Below are 17,718 nucleotides of genomic sequence, written 5' to 3' on the forward strand. Positions count from 1 at the left end.
TCACAGCAACTGCTCCTTCGCCAGAACCGCGGAGATGAGCTCTTCCGCCGCCTGGCCGGTGTCCGCGGACACCGACGCCGGCGGGTGGTACGCACGCTGGAGGCCGACGGTGATCTCGTTGTAGTAGGGGGTCTGCGGCCGAGGTGCCGCCAGGTCCAGGGACTCCAGGATCACCGGCGCCTGCGGGTAGAGCTCGAGCACCTCGGGATCGTCGTAGACCGACGCCAGTGCGGCGGGGTTGCCGTTGGTGGTCATGTAGTAGGCCTGGTTCTCCTCCGAGACGATGCACTCGGCGGCCTCGTAGGCGAGAGCGGGGTCATCGGTGAGGTCACTGATGGCGAGGCTGATCCCGCCCAGCGGCGGCGCGCTGGGCTCGTCGGCCTCCACCCGGGGGTAGAGCGCCCAGCCGTAGTCCTCCGGCACGGACGGGTCCATCGTCCCCGCCTCGACGGCGGCCAGGGCCCGTGACCAGATGAACGGCCAGTTGACCAGGAAGCCGGCGTCCTCGCCCTCGAACCCGGTGGCCCCGGCGTCCTCGTTCTCCGTGGAGAAGGCCGGGCTGACCTGGCCGGACGTGGCCACCGCGTTCATGATCTCCGCGGCCCGCTGGCCCGCCTCCGAGTCGAGGCCGAGCTGGATCTGCTCGGGGTCCTCGGAGTTCTCCTCGATGATGGACCCCCCGGCGGACTCGATCAGCGCGTTGATCCACACCGTCAGCGACTCCGCGCGGGCGCCCTGGGCACCGATGAGCACGTCCTGCTCCTGCGCCGCCTCGATCAGCTGGTCCCACGTGACCGGCTGGGTCATGTCCAGGCCGGCGGCCTCGGCCACCGACTTGCGGTACCACAGCAGCTGGGTGTTGGCCCAGAAGGGGACGGCGACCAGCTCGTCCTCCCAGGTGGACTGCTCGACCGCGCTCCGCACGACGCCCTCGGTCACCCGCTCGGCCACGTCCTCCGGCACCGGGGCCAGGAAGCCGGCCGACGCGAACTCGGGGATCTGCGGCGGGTCGAGGCTCATGATGTCGATCGAGGTGTCGTTGGCCGCCAGGCGGCGGACCAGCTGCTCGCGCTGGCCGGCCGCCGTCCGCGGCAGGATCGACGTCGAGAGCGTGTACGCCCCGTTCGACGCCTCCGAACACCGCGCGGCGATCTCCGCCTGCCCCCCGGCGTCCGGGTTGATGTACCAGTTCAGTGTCGGGGGCCCTCCGGAGTCACCACCCCCGCAGGCCGCCAGCGTGCCGGCCAGGACGAACCCGGCGGCCACGCTCCCCAGCGCCCGGCGGGACCGTCCCCGCGCCATCACCCCCGTGGGAGCGGACTGCTCCCAGGGTGACCTTCCTGTGTTCAACACCCGTCATCGCCTCCGTTGGCGAGCGGTCACCCTGCGGTCACCGCGGTTTTCGTACCGTGGCCCAGGCCACAGGGGCTGTCAACTCGAACGAAACAGCCTCGTTACCGTCTCTGACGTGCGCGTTCGACGCGCCCGACCCCGGGTACGTCCGGCTGCCGATCCGGCTCAGCCGCGCCCGCCGAGGAAGGCCGACGGGGTCGTCATCTCCTTGGGTGTGTGGGGCAGCACGGTCTCCACGTAGGAGCGCGCCGCCGCCGTCGTCCCGACGTCACGACCGGCCTTCTCCGAGAGGAACCACCGGTGCTCCAGGACCTCGTGGAAGACCTCGGCGGGCTCCAGCCGACCGGCCAGCTCGGTCGGGATCGCGTCGACCACGGGCTGGTAGACCTCGGCCAGCCACCGGTACCCGGCGACGGTCTCGGCGACCGGGCCGCCGCTCTTCTGCTCGAGGTAGGCGCGGAAGGCGCGGACGTCGTTGAGCAGCCGCCGCGCTTGGTTCTCCTGGACCTCGAGCCCCGTGATCCGGAACAGCTGGCGCCGGTTGCCCCCCGGCTCGGCGACGCGGGTCTCCACCCGCAGCTTCACGCCCCCGTCCGGCAGGGTGACCAGCTCGACCTCCCCGGCGTCGAACCCCAGGTCGTTGAGCCGCTGCAGCCGCTCGGCCACCCGGTACCGCTGCTCGTCCTGCCGGAAGACCTCCTCGCGGGTCACCTCGTCCCACAGCGCCTGGTACCGCGGGGGCAGGCTGTCGGCGACCTCGATCGGGTCGATCTCCGCAGGCAGCATGCCGCCGAACTGCAGGTCGAGCAGCTCGGCCCCCACCCGCTCGCGGGCCAGGTCGACGTCGTAGTTGCGCTGGCCGGGGGTCAGCCGCGGGTGCCGCTCGACGGTCTCGGCGTCGACCAGGTAGGCGGCGAGGGTGCCGGCGTCGAGGCGGAAGAGGGTGTTGGACAGCGAGCAGTCCCCCCAGAACACCCCCGCCAGGTGCAACCGGACGAGCAGCACCACCATCGTGTCGAGCAGCTGGTCGGCCGAGTGCTCGCCGTGCGCCCGGGAGAACAGGTACCGGTAGGACATCGAGTACTCGAGGTACCGGGTCACCAGGATCGCGTCCTGGCCGTGTGGCCGGTCGACGCAGATGCCCAGGACCGAGACCGCCGGCAGCCCCTCCTCCTCGAACTCCCCCAGGAGGGCGTACTCGTGACGGGCCAGCGGCTCGGCGATCTCCTTGAGGGCGAAGACCTGCCCCTGCTCGGCCACGAACCGGACGACGTGCCGCGAGATGCCCCGCTGCGGGACCTCCAGCAGGAGCTCCGGGTCCCACTCCTCGAGCGGCTCGTGCCACGGCAGGGACAGCAGCCCGTGGCCGTCGGTGCCGGGCGGGCGGAACAGGTACCGCATGGCGACCTCCGTTGGTGGCCAGCAGCCGACCGTCACCGGGGAGCGGCGGCGTCGGAGTGCCACGATGCCACGCCGCTCCGTACGCCGCCCGCGCGGTCAGGACGGCGGTGCGACGGCGTCGAGCAGGGCGGCGAGGCGGCCGGCCGCGGCGGCCCGGCCCGCGGGCTCCCCCGGCTGCAGGACGACCCCGACCAGCCACCGGGCGACCACCTCGGCGGTGGCGGCGTCGGTCCGCAGCGCCTCGGCCAGCCGCCCGGTCACCTCGCCCCACCGATCCGGTGCGGCGGCCAGCAGGGCGGTCAGCGCCTCCGGCTCGTCGGCGGCCAGCCGGCGCAGCACGGGGTGCCCGGCGACCTCGTCGGCCAGGGCACCGAGCGCCGCGGCCGGGGGCAGGCCGGCGGCCACGGCAGCCAGCCGGTCCAGCTCCGCGGCCAGCAGCGCGCGGACCACCTCGTCCTTGGTGCGGAAGTGGTTGTACAGCGTCGCCTTGGCCACCCCCGCGGCGGCGGCGACCGACTGCATGGTGCTGCGCCGCAGCCCGCTCCCGGCGATCGCCCGCGCCGCACCCTCGAGCAGGCCGGCGCGGGTCCGGTTCATGGCGTTGCCCGCGCGGGTGTGCGCGCCGGGCCGGTGCGCCGGAGCGTGCGGCGTCCACCCCGCGGGTCGCGCGGGCACCGATCCGACCGTCGCCATGGGTGCCATGTCTGGCAGCGCGGTGGCCCCGCGTCAAGGACGCCGGCGCCGTGTCGCGGAACGCGCGCGGCTCAGGCCGCCAGCGAGACCGCCTCGCCCGGGCGCCCGGCGGACCTGGCCGCCGGTCCACCGACGAGAGCCAGCGCCGGCTCGGCGACCGGCTGCTCGACGGACGCCTGGGCCGCCAGCTCCTCGGCCGGGGCATCGGCCTGCGCGGGGGCCAGCGGGCGGACCCGCACCCGGTCACCCCGCAGGCCGAGGCTGACCTCGGCGAGGAGGTCGGCTAGCTCGAGGTCGAGGGCGTCACAGATGGAGGCGAGCAGCTCCGAGGAGGCCTCCTTCTGGCCCCGCTCGACCTCGGAGAGGTAGCCCAGGCTCACCCGGGCGGCTCCGGAGACGTCGCGCAGCGTCCGCCGCTGGCGCAGCCGGTGGCCGCGCAGGGTCGTCCCGAGCTCTGTGCGCAGCAGCGTCATGGCCGTCTCCTGTCCTGCCTGTGCGGAAGCGGCGGCTCCCGGAGGGTGCCGTGCGCTCACGGTACGCGGCGCCACCGACGGGCACCGCGCCATCCCTGGCGCGTCCGCTCTCGGCGTAACGCCCGGGGCCCGACGCCCCTTCCCGCCGCCCGAGCCGGGCCCGCCTCGGCTCCTGGCCCCGTCCCGGGTCCCGGCCTGAGCCTGCGAAGGGTGGGGAGGACGGGGTCCTGTTTCAGGCGGCCGCGTCGGAGCGGTCGCCGCCGGTCGGCCCGGCGGCCCGGCGGGCGGCCGCCGCGCGCATCGCCCGGGCGCTGGTCCGGCGCAGGGTGAGGGCCCGGTAGACGTAGTCCAGGCCGGTGACGATGGTGAGGACCAGCGCCACCGCCATGACCCACCAGCGCGCGCTGGCCAGCACGCCCTCCAGCGGCAGGATGTAGAGCCCGATCGCCAGCGCCTGGACGACGGTCTTCGCCTTGCCGCCCCGGCTGGCCGCGATCACCCCGTGCCGGATCACCCAGAAGCGCAGCAGGGTGACCCCCACCTCGCGGACCAGGATCGCCAGCGTCACCCACCAGGCCACCAGCGACAGCACCGACAGCCCGATGAGCGCGGTGCCGGTCAGGGCCTTGTCCGCGATGGGGTCGGCGAGCTTGCCGAACTCGGTCACCTGGCCCCTGCGCCGGGCGATCATCCCGTCGTAGCGGTCGGTGATGATGGCCAGCGCGAAGAACAGCGTGGCCCAGTAGCGCTGCGCCTCGTCCGTGCCGCCGTCGGTGAGCAGCAGGACGGCGAACACCGGCACCACGGCCAGCCGCAGCACGGTGAGGCCGTTGGGGAGGTTGACCACCCGCGCCGACTGCGGCGGGGTCGCGGCCGGGTCCGCCGGAGCGCTCATGCGCTCACCGCGGGTACCAGGGCGGTCGCGACCAGGTCCACGCCCTCGGTGGCGACGACCTCGGCGGTCACCACCTGACCGGCGACCGCACCGGCCGGCACCCCGCGCAGCGTCGTCGTCCCGTCCGCCTCGGGGTCCTGGTGGGCGGCGTGGCCGAGCCACGTGCCCTCTCCCTCCTCGGCGGCGAGGTCCTCGGTGAGCAGCACCTCGACTCGTTCGCCCAGCCGGTCCTCGGCGCGCTGGGCGGTGAGCTCCTCCACCAGGTCGGTGATCCGCCGGACCCGGGCGTCGACCTCCGCCTGGTCCAGCTTGTCCGGCAGCGTGGCGGCCTCGGTGCCCTCCTCGTCGGAGTAGCCGAACACCCCGACCGCGTCGAGCCGACCCTCGACGAGGAACCGCTCGAGCTCGGCGACGTCGGCCTCGGTCTCCCCGGGGAAGCCGAGGATCACGTTGGTCCGGAAGCCGGCGGTGGGCGCCAGCGCCCGGGCGCGCGCGATGAGCGCGAGGAAGTCGTCGGTGCCGCCGAACCGGCGCATCCGGCGCAGCAGGGCCGGCGAGGAGTGCTGGAACGACAGGTCGAAGTAGCGGGCGACGCCGTCGGTCGTCGCGATGGCCTCCAGCAGCCCCGGCCGCAGCTCGGCCGGCTGCAGGTAGGCCACCCGGACCCGGGCGATGCCCTCGACAGCGGCCAGCCGGGGCAGCAGCTGCTCCAGCAGGCGCAGATCCCCGAGGTCCTTGCCGTAGGACGTGGAGTTCTCGCTGACCAGCACCAGCTCGGTGACGCCCTGCCCGGCCAGCCACTCCGCCTCGCCGAGGACCTCGGCCGCGGGACGGGAGACGAAGGCGCCCCGGAAGGTGGGGATGGCGCAGAAGGCGCAGCGCCGGTCGCAGCCGGACGCGAGCTTCAGGGCGGCCGAGGGGCCGCTCGCCAGCCGGCGGCGCTGCAGCCACCCGTGCCCGGGGATCGCGGGGGCGTCGACCGCGCCCACCGCCGCGGTGCGGGCGGTCGGGCTGATCGGCAGCAGGGTGCGCCGGTCCCGCGGGTCGTGCGGCACCAGCGGGCGCCCGGTGAGGACGTCGTCGAGCCGGTCACCGATCGCCGCGTAGTCGTCGAAGCCGAGGACCGTCGCCTCCGGCAGCGCGCCGGCCAGCTCCGAGCCGTACCGCTCGGCCATGCAGCCGACGGCGATCACCTCGGCGCCGGAGTCGGTGGCGGCGAGGATCGCGTCGACGGAGTCCTTCTTGGCCGACTCGATGAACCCGCAGGTGTTGACGAGCACCGCGTCGGCGTCGTCGGCGTCCTCGACCAGTTCGTAGCCGCCGGCGGCCAGGCGGCCGGCCAGCTCCTCCGAGTCGACCTCGTTGCGGGCGCACCCGAGGGTCACCACCGCCACCTTGCGGGCCGGGTCGGGCAGGGCTGTCACCGCCCCATCGTAGTCGGACCGCCGCGACCGGACGGGAACTCGCGAGTGACTCGGACCTCCCCGCCCGGCTCCACCCGGAGGGTGGGGCGTCAGGCCTCGCTGAGCGTGCCGCCGCGCAGGGTGAACAGCACCGACTCCAGCTCGTCGGGCTTGATCAGCACGTCGCGGGCCTTGGAGCCCTCCGACGGCCCGACGATGCCGCGGCTCTCCATGAGGTCCATGAGCCGGCCGGCCTTGGCGAAGCCCACCCGGAGCTTGCGCTGCAGCATCGACGTCGAGCCGAACTGGCTGGTGACGACGAGCTCCACGGCCTGGACCAGGAGCTCGAGGTCCCCGCCGATGTCCTCGTCGATCTCCTTCTTCTCGCCCTCGGCGGCGGAGAAGACCTCCTCGCGGTACTCCGGCTCGGCCTGCCGCTTGGTGAACTCGACGACGGCCTCGATCTCGCCGTCGGAGACGTAGGCACCCTGGACGCGCATCGGCTTGCCCTGGCCGATCGGCAGGAACAGGGCGTCGCCCATGCCGATGAGCTTCTCCGCGCCCGGCTGGTCGAGGATGACCCGGCTGTCGGTGAGGCTGGAGGTGGAGAACGCCAGCCGCGAGGGCACGTTGGCCTTGATCAGGCCGGTGACGACGTCGACCGAGGGCCGCTGCGTGGCCAGCACCAGGTGGATGCCGGCCGCACGCGCCTTCTGGGTGATCCGGACGATCGACTCCTCGACGTCGCGGGGGGCGACCATCATGAGGTCGGCCAGCTCGTCGACGATCGCGAGGATGTACGGGTAGGGCCGGTACACCCGCTCGCTGCCCGGCGGCGCCACGATCTCGCCGCGCTCCACCTTGCGGTTGAAGTCGTCGATGTGCCGGACGCCGGTGGCCCGCATGTCCTGGTAGCGCTGCTCCATCTCCTCGACCAGCCAGGCCAGCGCGGTGGCCGCCTTCTTGGGGTCGGTGATGATCGGCGTGATCAGGTGCGGGATGCCGTCGTAGGGCGTGAGCTCGACCATCTTCGGGTCGATCAGGATCATCCGCAGCTGCTCGGGCGTCGCCCGCAGCAGCAGCGAGGTCAGCAGCGAGTTGACGCAACTGGACTTGCCGGCACCGGTGGCACCGGCCACCAGCAGGTGCGGCATCTTCGCCAGGTTCGCGCAGACGAACCCGCCCTCGATGTCCTTGCCGAGTCCGACCAGCATCGGGTGCGGGTCCTGCTTGGCCACCTGCGAGCGCAGGACGTCGCCGAGGCTCACCATCTCGCGGTCGACGTTGGGCACCTCGACACCGACGGCGGACTTGCCCGGGATCGGCGCCAGGATGCGGATGTTGTCGTTGGCCACCGCGTAGGCCATGTTCTTGGTCAGCGCGGTGATCTTCTCGACCTTGACCGCCGGGCCCAGCTCGATCTCGTAGCGGGTGACCGTCGGGCCGCGGGTGAAGCTGGTGACGGCGGCGTCGACGTTGAACTGCTCGAGCACGCCGGTGATCGCCGCGATCGCCGCGTCGTTGGCCGCCGAGCCCTTCTTGGGCGGATCGCCGGGCCGCAGGACGCTGACCGAGGGCAGCGTGTACTCGCCCTCCACCGGCTCGATGCGCAGCTGCTCGGGCTCGGTGATCGGCTCGAGGTCCTCGGGGGGCGCGGTGCGGTCGACCACCGGCCGGCGCGGCGCGGGCGGCTCGGAGACCGGCTCGACGTACACCGCCTCGGGCGCCTCGTCGTAGGCCCCGTGGTCGATGGCCGGGAGCCCGTCGACGGGCCCGGTGTCCATGAGGTCGTCCGACAGGGACCGCCGGCGGCCGCGCGGGGCGGGCGCCTCGACCGGCTCGTCGTCCTCGTCGTCCCAGTCCTCGTCGTACCCGTCGTCGTCGTGCGACTGGCCCAGGAGGCGGTCGCCGAGCTCGCGCAGGCGCTCGGGGATCTGGTGCACCGGCGTCGCGGTGAGCACGAGCAGCCCGAAGAAGGCCATGAGGACGAGCAGGACGACGGTGACGATGCTGCCGACGCCGGCGGTGAGCGGCGTGCCCGCCGCCCAGCCGATCAGCCCGCCGGTGCCGGGGCGCCCCTCGGCGGGTACCGCCGGCTCCCCCACGACGTGCGCGATGCCCAGCACCGACACGACAAGGCACAGCCAGCCGATCACCAGGCGGCCGCGGGCCTCCGGGTGGGGGCCGCGGCGGAGCAGTCGCAGCGCCCCGGCGAACAGCACGACCGGCAGCACCAGGACCAGCGAGCCGACGATCCAGCGCACGCCGTCGGCGAGCCCGGCACCGACCGGGCCGATCCCGTTGGTCCACGCGGCCGCGCCCAGGACGACGGCGAGACCGAGCACCGCCAGGCCGACCCCGTCGCGGCGGTGCTCGGGAGCCAGCGGCTCCGCCTCGTCCGGCCGGGCGACCGAGCGGGCCAGGCCGCCGGCGCCCCGGGCCAGCAGGGACCAGCCACCGCTGATGACACCCCACAGACCGGGGCCGGACTTCTTCGGCGCGGGCTTGCGGGCCGCGGGCTTGCGCCCTCCGGTCGCGGGACGCTTCGCGGGCGGGCGCTTCCGGGACGCGGTCGACCCGGATCCGGAGCGGCCGCGCGCCGGCGACCGACCCGACGAGCGGGTCGTCGTCGTGCGAGCAGGCATGCGTCAGACCGTAAGCGCCGCAGGTCCGCCGCGACGGCAGGCGGGCGATCGTGTCCGCCACCTACGGTGCCCGTGTGTCGAGCGCGCAGCCCCTCCCCCACGGCAGCTGGCCCACCCCGATCACCTCGGAGCTCGTCGTGCGCACCGCCGCACGGCTGGGCGAGGTGGTCGTCGACGGCGCGGAGGTCTGGTGGTCCGAGTCGCGGCCCGAGGAGGGCGGCCGGTCGGCGCTGGTGCGCCGCGGCGCGGACGGCGCGGTGTCCGACGCCCTCCCCGCGCCGTGGAACGCCCGCACCCGCGTGCACGAGTACGGCGGAGCGGCGTGGACCGTGGCCGGGGGCGTCCTGTGGTTCACCGAGTTCGCCGACCAGCGGCTGTACCGGCTGGACCCGGGGGCCGGCGAGCCGGTCGCGGTCACCCCGGAGCCGGAGCTCGCCGCGGGCGTCCGGTACGCCGACCTGACGCCGGACGCCGGCGGCCTGCTCGCCGTCCGCGAGACCCACCCCCCGGGCGGAGCGGCCGCCGACGTCCTGAACGAGATCGTGCGGATCGGCCCCGACGGGGACGTCGAGCTGCTGGTGAGCGGCCCCGACTTCGTCTCCGACCCGCGCCGCTCCCCGGACGGTGCGTTCCTCGCCTGGCTGCGCTGGGACCACCCGGACATGCCGTGGGACGCCGCCCAGCTCGTCGTGCGCGCCGCCGACGGCACCGAGACCGTCGTGGCCGGCGGCCGGTCCGGCGACGGTGTTGCGGAGTCCGTCGTCCAGCCGGTCTGGGCCGCCGACGGCACCCTGTGGTTCTGCGCCGACCGCACCGGGTTCTGGTCGCTGTTCCGGTGGCGGCCCGGCGGTTCCGCCGAGCTGGTGCTCGACCTGCAGGCCGACATCGCCGGCCCGCAGTGGGGGTTCGGCGGACGCCGTGTCGCGCCGCTGGACGACGGCCGGGTGGTGCTGGCGGTCGCGCGCGAGGGCGCCGACCGGCTGGCCGTGCTCGGGACGGGGGGCGGCCTGCGCGAGCTCGACGTCCCGGCGAGCGCGTTCCGGTACGTGACCGCCGCCGGGAACGCCGTGGTCTGCGTGGCCGGCAGCCCGTCGAGCGAGCCGGTGGTGCTGCGGGTCGCGGCCGGCGACGGCGCCGCGGAGGTGCTGCGGCCCGCTCGGGACCTCGGCCTGGACCCGGCCTGGTTCTCCCGCCCCGAGCACGTCTCGTTCCCGACCCCGGACCGGGGCACCGGCATCGCGACCGCGCACGCACTGGTCTACCCGCCCACCAACCCGGAGGCGGCGGCACCCGCCGGCGGGCTGCCGCCGCTGCTGGTCGTCGTCCACGGCGGGCCCACGGCCGCGGCGGTCCCGGTGCTCAGCCTCCAGGTGCAGTACTGGACCTCGCGCGGGTTCTGCGTCGCCGACGTCGACTACCGCGGCTCCACCGGCTACGGCCGGCGCTACCGGGAGGCCCTGCGCGGCAACTGGGGAGTCGTCGACCTCGACGACGTGGTCGCCTGCGCCCGGCACCTGGCCGCGACCGGACGGGTGGACCCGGCGCGCATGGCGATCCGGGGCGGGTCGGCCGGCGGGTACACGACCCTGGCGGCGCTGTGCCTGCGGCCCGGGGTGTTCTCCGCCGGCGCCAGCCACTACGGCGTGGCCGACCTGGCCGCGCTGGCCGCGGACACCCACAAGTTCGAGTCGCGGTACCTGGACTCGCTCGTGGCCCCCTGGCCCGCGGGCGCCGACGTCTACGCCGAGCGCTCCCCGCTGTCGCACGTGGCCGCCTTCGACACCCCGCTCGCGGTCTTCCAGGGCGAGGAGGACCGCGTCGTGCCGGCCGAGCAGGCGGAGGCCATCGTCGCGGCGCTGCGGGAACGCGGGGTGCCGCACGCCTACCGGCTGTTCCCGGGCGAGCAGCACGGCTTCCGGCGGGCGGAGAACATCCGCGCGGCGCTGGACGGCGAGCTGTCGTTCTACGCGCAGGTGTGGGGCTTCGACCTGCCCGCCGAGGAGGGCATCGCCCCCATCGAGGTCCGGTAGCGGAGTGTAGGAGTGCAGGAAACCTGCACCCCCACACTCCGCTCAGACCTCGAGGACGGTGGGGATGATCATGGGGCGGCGGCGGTGGGTGTCCGACACCCACTTGCCGACGGTCCGGCGGATGACCTGCGACAGCCGGTGCGCGTCGGTCTCCCCGTCCGCCAGCGTGCGCCGCAGCGCGTCCTCCACCAGGGCCAGCGCCGGGTCGAACACGGCCGGGTCGTCGGCGAACCCGCGGGCGGACAGGTGCACCGGCCGCACGATGGTGCCGGTCGAGGGCTCGATGACGACGGTGAGCGCCACGAAGCCCTCGTCGCCGAGGATGCGCCGCTCCTGCAGCGACTCCTCCCCCACGTCCCCGACGTTGAGCCCGTCGACGTAGACGTTGCCGACCGGCACGCTGCCCACGATCGAGGCCTTGCCGTCCACGAGGTCGACGACCACGCCGTTCTCGGCCAGCAGCACCCGGTCGGCCGCCATGCCGGTCTGCTCGGCCAGGGCCGCGTGGGCGCGCAGGTGCCGCCACTCCCCGTGCACCGGCATGAGGTGCCGCGGCTTGGCGACGTTGAGCAACGTCCGCAGCTCGCCGGCCGGGGCGTGCCCGGAGACGTGCACCATCGCTGTCTCCTTGTGCACGACGGTGGCGCCCAGCCGGGCCAGGCCGTTGATGACCTTGTAGACGGCGGTCTCGTTGCCGGGGACCAGGGACGAGGCGAGCACGATGGTGTCGCCGGCCTCGATGGTGACCTGGGAGTGCTCGCCGCGGGCCATGCGCCCCAGGGCCGACAGCGGCTCCCCCTGCGAGCCGGTGCTGACCAGCACGACCTGCTCGGGCGGCATCGCCGTCGCCTCGTCGAGGGAGACCACCAGCCCCGGGGCGACGTGCAGCAGACCGAGGTCGCGGGCCACGCCCATGTTGCGGACCATCGACCGGCCGACGAGGGCGACCTTGCGGCCGTGGGTCTCGGCGGCGTCGAGCACCTGCTGGATCCGGTGCACGTGGCTGGCGAAGCTGGAGACGATCAGCCGCTGCGTGGCCCGGCGGAACACGTCCTCGAGCACCGGCCCGATGGCCCGCTCGGGGACGACGAAGCCGGGGACCTCGGCGTTGGTCGAGTCGGCCAGCAGCAGGTCGATGCCCTCCAGCCCCAGCCGCGCGAACGCGCCCAGGTCGGTGAGGACGCCGTCCAGCGGCAGCTGGTCCATCTTGAAGTCCCCGGTGTGCACCAGGACCCCGGCCGGCGTGGAGACGGCGACGGCCAGCGCGTCGGGGATCGAGTGGTTGACCGAGAGGAACTCGCAGGAGAAGGCGCCCGCCCGGTGGTCGTCGCCGGCCGCGACCTCCACCGTCACCGGGTCGATCCGGTGCTCCCGGAGCTTGGCCCTGACCAGCGCGAGGGTGAACCGGGAGCCGACCAGGGGGATGTCCGCGCGCATCCGCAGCAGGTACGGGATGGCGCCGATGTGGTCCTCGTGCCCGTGGGTGAGGACCACGGCGGCGACGTCGGCCAGCCGGTGCTCGATCACGCCGAAGTCGGGGAGGATCAGGTCGACGCCGGGCTGCTCGGGCTCCGGGAAGAGCACGCCGCAGTCGACCACCAGCAGGGCGCCGTCGTACTCGAGCACGGCCATGTTGCGGCCGATCTCCCCGAGCCCGCCCAGCGCCGTGACGCGCAGGCCGCCGCGCGGCAGCGGCGGCGGCGCCTGCAGGTCCAGGTGCGGCTGGGAGCCCCCAGCCGTCACAGAGCCACCCCGCCGGCGGCGAGGTCCGCGCGCAAGGTGGCGACCTGCTCGGGGGTGGCGTCGACCAGGGGCGGCCGGACCGGCCCCGAGGGCAGGCCCAACTCGCGCAGCGCGGCCTTGACCAGGATGACGCCCTGGGTGCGGAAGATGCCGGTGTAGACCGGCAGCAGGCTCTCGTTGACCGAGCGCGCCTTCACCAGGTCCCCCGACTCCACCGCGGCGATCAGCTCGGCCAGCCGCGGACCGACCACGTGCCCGACCACGCTGACGACGCCGACAGCGCCGAGCGCCAGCAGCGGGAGGTTCAGCATGTCCTCCCCGCTGTAGTACGCGAGGTCGGTGCGGGCCATCGTCCAGGCCACCGCGCCCAGGTCGCCCTTGGCGTCCTTGACCGCCACGATCCGCGGGTGCTCCGCCGCCCGGACGAGGGTCTCCACCTCGATCGGGACGACGACGCGCGGCGGGATGTCGTAGAGCATCACCGGCAGGTCCGTCGAGTCGGCCACGGCCGTGAAGTGGCGCAGCAGACCGGCCTGCGGCGGCTTGTTGTAGTAGGGCGTCACGACCATCAGGCCGTGGGCGCCGAGCCGCTCGGCGTCGCGGGCCTTGTCGATGGAGTGGGCGGTGTCGTTGGTCCCGACGCCGGCGACGACGGTGGCGCGGTCCCCGACCGCGTCGAGCACCGCCTCCAGGACGGCGCGCTGCTCGGCGTCGCTGACGGTCGGCGACTCCCCCGTCGTGCCGGCGATGACGAGGCCGTCGTGGCCACCCCGGTCGACCAGGTGGGCGGCCAGTTCCTGGGCCCCGGCGAGGTCGATCGACCCGTCGTCGGCCAGCGGGGTGACCATCGCCGTCAGTACGCGCCCGAAGGGCCGAGCGGGGTCGCGGGTCATGGGGAGAATCTACCGAGCCGGGACGCCGCGGCTCGCCGTCGTGGAGCGTCGGTGGTCCGACACGGCGTAACGCAGCCCCGTGGTGGACGTCGACCAGCCCTCCTGGGGGTCGCGGGACACGCGCCGCCACGCCGGGCCCAGCTCCGGCGCCCAGGTGTCCCCCGCGACGGTGGTGTCGATGTCAGTGACCACCGCCCGGTCGGCCGAGGGCAGGAACGCGGCGTAGACCTGCCCGCCGCCGATCACCCACAGTTCGCCGTCCTGCGCGGCCAGCACCTCCGCGACCGACCCGGCCCGGGTGGCGCCGTCCGCCGTCCAGGACGGGTCGGAGGTCAGGACGACGTTGCGCCGCCCCGGCAGCGGGCGGAACCGCTCGGGCAGCGACTCCCAGGTCCGCCGGCCCATGACGACGGTGGTCCCCGTGGTGAGGGCCCGGAACAGCCGGAGGTCCTCGGGCAGGTGCCAGGGCAGCCGGCCGTCGGCGCCGATCACGCCGCCGGAGGCCTGCGCCCAGACCAGTCCGACGGTGCTCCGCCCGGAGGTCACCTGGCCGGCTCACTCACACGGCCACCGCGCCGCGGATCGCCGGGTGGTGGCGGTAGTCGGTCAGCGTGAGGTGCTCGAAGGTGTAGTCGAACAGCGACGGCGCGGGCGCCAGCTCCAGCCGCGGGAAGGGCAGCACCTCCCGGGACAGCTGCTCGCGGACCTGGTCGACGTGGTTGCTGTAGACGTGGCAGTCACCGCCCACCCAGACGAAGTCGCCGGGCGCGAGCCCCACCTGGTCGGCGACCATGCGGGTCAGCAGGGCGTAGCTGGCGATGTTGAACGGCACGCCGAGGAAGAGGTCGGCGCTGCGCTGGTAGAGCTGGCAGGACAGCCGGCCGTCGGCCACGTAGAACTGGAACAGCGCGTGGCACGGCGCCAGCGCCATGTCCGGCAGGGCGGCGACGTTCCAGGCCGACACGATCATCCGGCGGGAGTCCGGGTCGGTGCGCAGGGTCTCCAGCACGGTGCTGATCTGGTCGACGTGCTCCCCGCCGGGCGTCGGCCAGGAACGCCACTGGACGCCGTAGACCGGGCCCAGCTCCCCCTCGGGGGAGGCCCACTCGTCCCAGATGGTGACGCCGTGGTCGCGCAGCCAGGCGACGTTGGAGTCGCCGCGCAGGAACCACAGCAGCTCGTAGGCCACCGACGGGAAGTGCACCCGCTTGGTCGTGACCAGCGGGAAGCGCTCGGAGAGGTCGTAGCGCAGCCGTTCCCCGAACAGGCTCACCGTGCCCGTCCCGGTGCGGTCCTGCTTGGGCGAGCCCTGATCGAGCACGCGGCGCAGCAGGTCCTCGTACTGCGTGTCGACCGGCCCTGCGTCTGTCCCCACGACCCACTCCGTCTGCTCGCTGACAACGGCCCCAGCGTAGGTGGAGCTCACCGCCATCCCCGCGCGGCGCTCAGGTCGGCGGCCAGATCACCGCGCTCGGTCACGACGACCGCGTCCAGCTCCAGCCAGCCGGCCATCAGCTCCAGCTCCGCGGCCAGCGCGGCCGCCACCTCGGTGCGGTCTACGCCCTCCTCGGCGGAGGCGGACTGGACCCGCAGCACGCCGGCCTGCCGGTCGGCCTTGAGGTCGACGCGGGCGACCAGCCGGTCGCCGAGCAGGAACGGCAGCACGTAGTAGCCGTGCACCCGCTTGGCCGCCGGGGTGTAGATCTCCAGCCGGTAGCGGAAGCCGAAGATGCGCTCCACCCGCGGCCGCTCCCACACCAGGGAGTCGAAGGGGCTCAGCAGTGCCCGCGCCCGGACCCAGCGGGGACGCCGCGCCTCGGGGTGCAGCCACGCCGGCGCGCCCCAGCCCGCGACCTCCACCGGCAGCAGCTCGCCGGCCTCGACCAGCTCGGCGATCGCGGCGCGGGCGGGCGCCGGCCGGAGCCGGAAGTAGTCGCGCAGGTCGCGCTCGGTGGCCACGCCCAGCGCGCGGGACGCCGTCCGGACCAGCTCGCGCACCGCGTCGGTCGGCTCGGGGGTCGGGGTCTGCAGCACCGCTGCGGGGAGCACCCGCTCGGTGAGGTCGTAGACGCGCTCGAACCCCGCCGTCCGGCCGCGGGTGGTGAGGACGCCGGAGTAGAACAGCCACTCGAGCGCCACCTTGCCGGCGTGCCAGTTCCACATGCTGCCGGGCCGGTCGGGCCGCGGCTCAGCGAGGTCGCTGGCCTTGAGCGGCCCGCCCTCGCGGACGCGGTCGAGGACCTCCGCGACGTAGCCCGGCCGCTCGCGCTGGATGCGCACCATCGAACCCCAGGCGTGCTCCTCGGCGGCGGCCATGCGCCAGCGCAGGTGCGGGTGCAGCCGGACCGGCAGGAACGAGGCCTCGTGCGCCCAGTACTCGAACAGCTCCCCCCGGCGTCCGGCCAGGTCGTCGAGCGCCCGGCGCCGGTAGGGGCCGAGCCGGCTGAACGCGGGCAGGTAGTGCGACCGGGAGAGGACGTTCACCGAGTCGATCTGCACCACGGCCAGGCGCGAGGTCATCCGCCGCAGGTGGCGGCCGTCGACGACTCCGCTCGGCCGCGGCTCGGCGAACCCCTGCGCGGCGAGGGCGATGCGGCGCGCCAGCCCGGCCGGCAGCCGATCGGCGACGGGAGCGGTCACGGCAGTCGATCCTGCCGGGCGGGTCCGACAGGTCCGCGCCGGCCCCTACGCTGCCCCGCGTGGACCCGACCTCCCCGTTCCCGCGCCTGCCCGGTACCGCGGAGGTGTCGGTGCGCCCGGCGCGCGAGGCCGACGCCGCGGCGATCGCCCGGGTGCAGACCGTCACCTGGCGGACGGCGTACCGCGCCGTCCTGCCGGCCGTGGTCCTCGACGAGTGGGACGAGGACGCCGTCACCGCCTCCTGGCTGGCCGCGGTGACCGCGCCTCCGACGCCCGCGCACGGCGTCCTCGTGGCCGTGGAGCGCGACACCGTCGTCGGCTTCGCCGCCTACGGCCCGCCGGAGGTCGCCGCCGGCGCCGGAGCGCACCCCGCCGGCCCGACGACCGAGGTGGCCGCCCTGCTGGTCGAGCCGCGCTGGGGTCGTCGCGGCCACGGGAGCCGGCTGCTGGCCGCGGTCGCCGACCTGGCCCGCGCCGGCGGCGTCGCCCGCCTGCAGACCTGGCTGCTCGACGAGGACCGGGTCTCGGCAGGCTTCTACGAGTCGGCCGGCTGGGCGCCGGACGGCTGGGTGCGCACGCTCGACACGGGGACGGCACCGCTGCGCGAGGCGCGCTGGCACACGCTGCTGGAGGAGGACGCGTGACGTTCGAGGGGTTCCCGGACGAGGGCCTGGTGTTCTACGAGGGCCTGGAGGCCGACAACAGCAAGACCTACTGGACCCGCCACCGGGACGCCTACGACAGTCTCGTGAAGGCACCGCTCCAGGCCCTGGTGGACGAGCTCGCCGGGGAGTTCGGCCCGGCGAAGCTGTTCCGCCCGTACCGGGACGTGCGGTTCTCCTCCGACAAGACGCCGTACAAGACCCATCAGGGTGCCGTCGTCCACCCTGAGGGCCGCGGCAGCGGCGCCTGGTACGTGCAGGTGTCGGCCGACGGGCTGATGGTGGCCGGGGGCGCCTGGCGGCTCGAGTCCGACCAGGTGGCCCGCTATCGCCGCGCGGTCGCCGACGACGTGCAGGGCCCCCGGTTGCAGGCGGAGGTGGACCGGCTGGCCGCGGCCGGCTGGGAGATCGGGGGCGAGCGGCTCACGCGGGTGCCGTCCGGCTACTCCGCCGACGACGCCCGCCTCGACCTGCTCCGCCACAAGGCGCTGCACGCCAGCCGGCGCTGGGAGCCGGCGGACTGGTTGCACGACCGCCGGGCACTGGAGGAGGTCCGTGCGAGCTGGCGGGACGTCGCCGCGCTCAACACCTGGCTCGCCGACAACGTCGGCGCGACCTCGAAGGAGCCCCGCCCGCGCCGCTGACCGACCGGCACCGCCACCGCCTGGTGCTGATCGTCTGCTGCGGCATCGACCGCAGGGACCCGGACACGCGTCAGGGCCCCCAGCGGTGCCGGGAGAGGTGCAGGAAACACGGAAACGGGGGCCGGAGCGCGTGGCTCCGACCCCCGTTTCGCGAGTGGTTGTCCGGCGGCGTCCTACTCTCCCACCCCGTCTCCAGGGCAGTACCATCGGCGCTGAGAGGCTTAGCTTCCGGGTTCGGAATGA

The 17,718-nt window shown here is 74.5% G+C and carries 15 protein-coding genes; 3 read left to right on the forward strand and 12 right to left on the reverse strand.

What is annotated here, in order from left to right; genetic code table 11:
* The 7 genes from PGN05_RS20325 to PGN05_RS20355 form a co-directional block, all read right to left on the reverse strand.
* Positions 1–1,302 (reverse strand): extracellular solute-binding protein, encoded by a 1,302-nt coding sequence (locus PGN05_RS20325; RefSeq protein ID WP_419754385.1) that lies wholly within the window; start codon positions 1,300–1,302, stop codon positions 1–3.
* A 216-nt stretch (positions 1,303–1,518) separates the two neighbouring features.
* On the reverse strand, positions 1,519–2,754 hold the full coding sequence (locus PGN05_RS20330) for a DUF4032 domain-containing protein (protein ID WP_419754386.1): 1,236 nt from the start codon (positions 2,752–2,754) through the stop codon (positions 1,519–1,521).
* Positions 2,755–2,850: 96 nt separating this feature from the next.
* Positions 2,851–3,429 carry a TetR/AcrR family transcriptional regulator gene (locus tag PGN05_RS20335; RefSeq protein WP_419754387.1) on the reverse strand — a complete coding sequence of 193 codons (579 nt, stop codon included), beginning with the start codon at positions 3,427–3,429 and terminating at the stop codon, positions 2,851–2,853.
* A gap of 89 nt (positions 3,430–3,518) precedes the next feature.
* Positions 3,519–3,920 carry a helix-turn-helix domain-containing protein gene (locus PGN05_RS20340; RefSeq protein WP_419754388.1) on the reverse strand — a complete coding sequence of 134 codons (402 nt, stop codon included), beginning with the start codon at positions 3,918–3,920 and terminating at the stop codon, positions 3,519–3,521.
* A 232-nt stretch (positions 3,921–4,152) separates the two neighbouring features.
* Positions 4,153–4,815, reverse strand: a complete 663-nt coding sequence (pgsA, locus tag PGN05_RS20345; protein WP_419754389.1) for a CDP-diacylglycerol--glycerol-3-phosphate 3-phosphatidyltransferase — start codon at positions 4,813–4,815, stop codon at positions 4,153–4,155.
* Entirely contained in the window at positions 4,812–6,239 is a 1,428-nt protein-coding gene (rimO, locus tag PGN05_RS20350) for a 30S ribosomal protein S12 methylthiotransferase RimO (protein ID WP_419754390.1), read from the reverse strand. The genes pgsA and rimO overlap by 4 nt, the downstream gene beginning before the upstream one ends.
* Positions 6,240–6,328: 89 nt before the next feature.
* Positions 6,329–8,863, reverse strand: coding sequence for a DNA translocase FtsK 4TM domain-containing protein (locus PGN05_RS20355; RefSeq protein ID WP_419754391.1), 2,535 nt, complete (start codon positions 8,861–8,863; stop codon positions 6,329–6,331).
* A gap of 74 nt (positions 8,864–8,937) precedes the next feature.
* Between PGN05_RS20355 and PGN05_RS20360 the strand changes: the two genes are divergently transcribed.
* Positions 8,938–10,893, forward strand: a complete 1,956-nt coding sequence (locus tag PGN05_RS20360) for a prolyl oligopeptidase family serine peptidase (protein WP_419754392.1) — start codon at positions 8,938–8,940, stop codon at positions 10,891–10,893.
* A 42-nt stretch (positions 10,894–10,935) separates the two neighbouring features.
* On the opposite strand, the gene PGN05_RS20365 is transcribed toward PGN05_RS20360, so the two are convergent.
* The 5 genes from PGN05_RS20365 to PGN05_RS20385 are packed head-to-tail and all read right to left on the reverse strand — an operon-like array spanning position 10,936 to position 16,169.
* Positions 10,936–12,636, reverse strand: a complete 1,701-nt coding sequence (locus PGN05_RS20365) for a ribonuclease J (protein WP_419754393.1) — start codon at positions 12,634–12,636, stop codon at positions 10,936–10,938.
* Entirely contained in the window at positions 12,633–13,529 is an 897-nt protein-coding gene (gene dapA / locus PGN05_RS20370) for a 4-hydroxy-tetrahydrodipicolinate synthase (protein ID WP_419754394.1), read from the reverse strand. Before dapA ends, PGN05_RS20365 begins: the two co-directional genes overlap by 4 nt.
* A 9-nt stretch (positions 13,530–13,538) precedes the next feature.
* Entirely contained in the window at positions 13,539–14,075 is a 537-nt protein-coding gene (locus PGN05_RS20375; RefSeq protein ID WP_419754395.1) for a dihydrofolate reductase, read from the reverse strand.
* A 13-nt stretch (positions 14,076–14,088) separates the two neighbouring features.
* The gene (locus tag PGN05_RS20380; protein ID WP_419754396.1) at positions 14,089–14,904 is read right to left on the reverse strand and encodes a thymidylate synthase; all 816 of its coding nucleotides are present in this window, start codon (positions 14,902–14,904) and stop codon (positions 14,089–14,091) included.
* Positions 14,905–14,951: 47 nt separating this feature from the next.
* Complete coding sequence (locus PGN05_RS20385) at positions 14,952–16,169, reverse strand: winged helix-turn-helix domain-containing protein (protein ID WP_419754397.1); 1,218 nt, start codon at positions 16,167–16,169, stop codon at positions 14,952–14,954.
* A gap of 59 nt (positions 16,170–16,228) precedes the next feature.
* Here PGN05_RS20385 and PGN05_RS20390 point away from each other — a divergent pair, with 59 nt between their 5' ends.
* Both PGN05_RS20390 and PGN05_RS20395 read left to right on the forward strand, forming a co-directional pair.
* Positions 16,229–16,813 carry an N-acetyltransferase family protein gene (locus PGN05_RS20390; RefSeq protein WP_419754398.1) on the forward strand — a complete coding sequence of 195 codons (585 nt, stop codon included), beginning with the start codon at positions 16,229–16,231 and terminating at the stop codon, positions 16,811–16,813.
* Positions 16,810–17,475 carry a DUF2461 domain-containing protein gene (locus PGN05_RS20395; protein ID WP_419754399.1) on the forward strand — a complete coding sequence of 222 codons (666 nt, stop codon included), beginning with the start codon at positions 16,810–16,812 and terminating at the stop codon, positions 17,473–17,475. Before PGN05_RS20390 ends, PGN05_RS20395 begins: the two co-directional genes overlap by 4 nt.
* Positions 17,476–17,718 lie beyond the last annotated feature (243 nt).

This window comes from Geodermatophilus sp. CPCC 206100 (genome assembly GCF_048569675.1).
Taxonomy (GTDB): Bacteria; Actinomycetota; Actinomycetes; order Mycobacteriales; family Geodermatophilaceae; genus Geodermatophilus.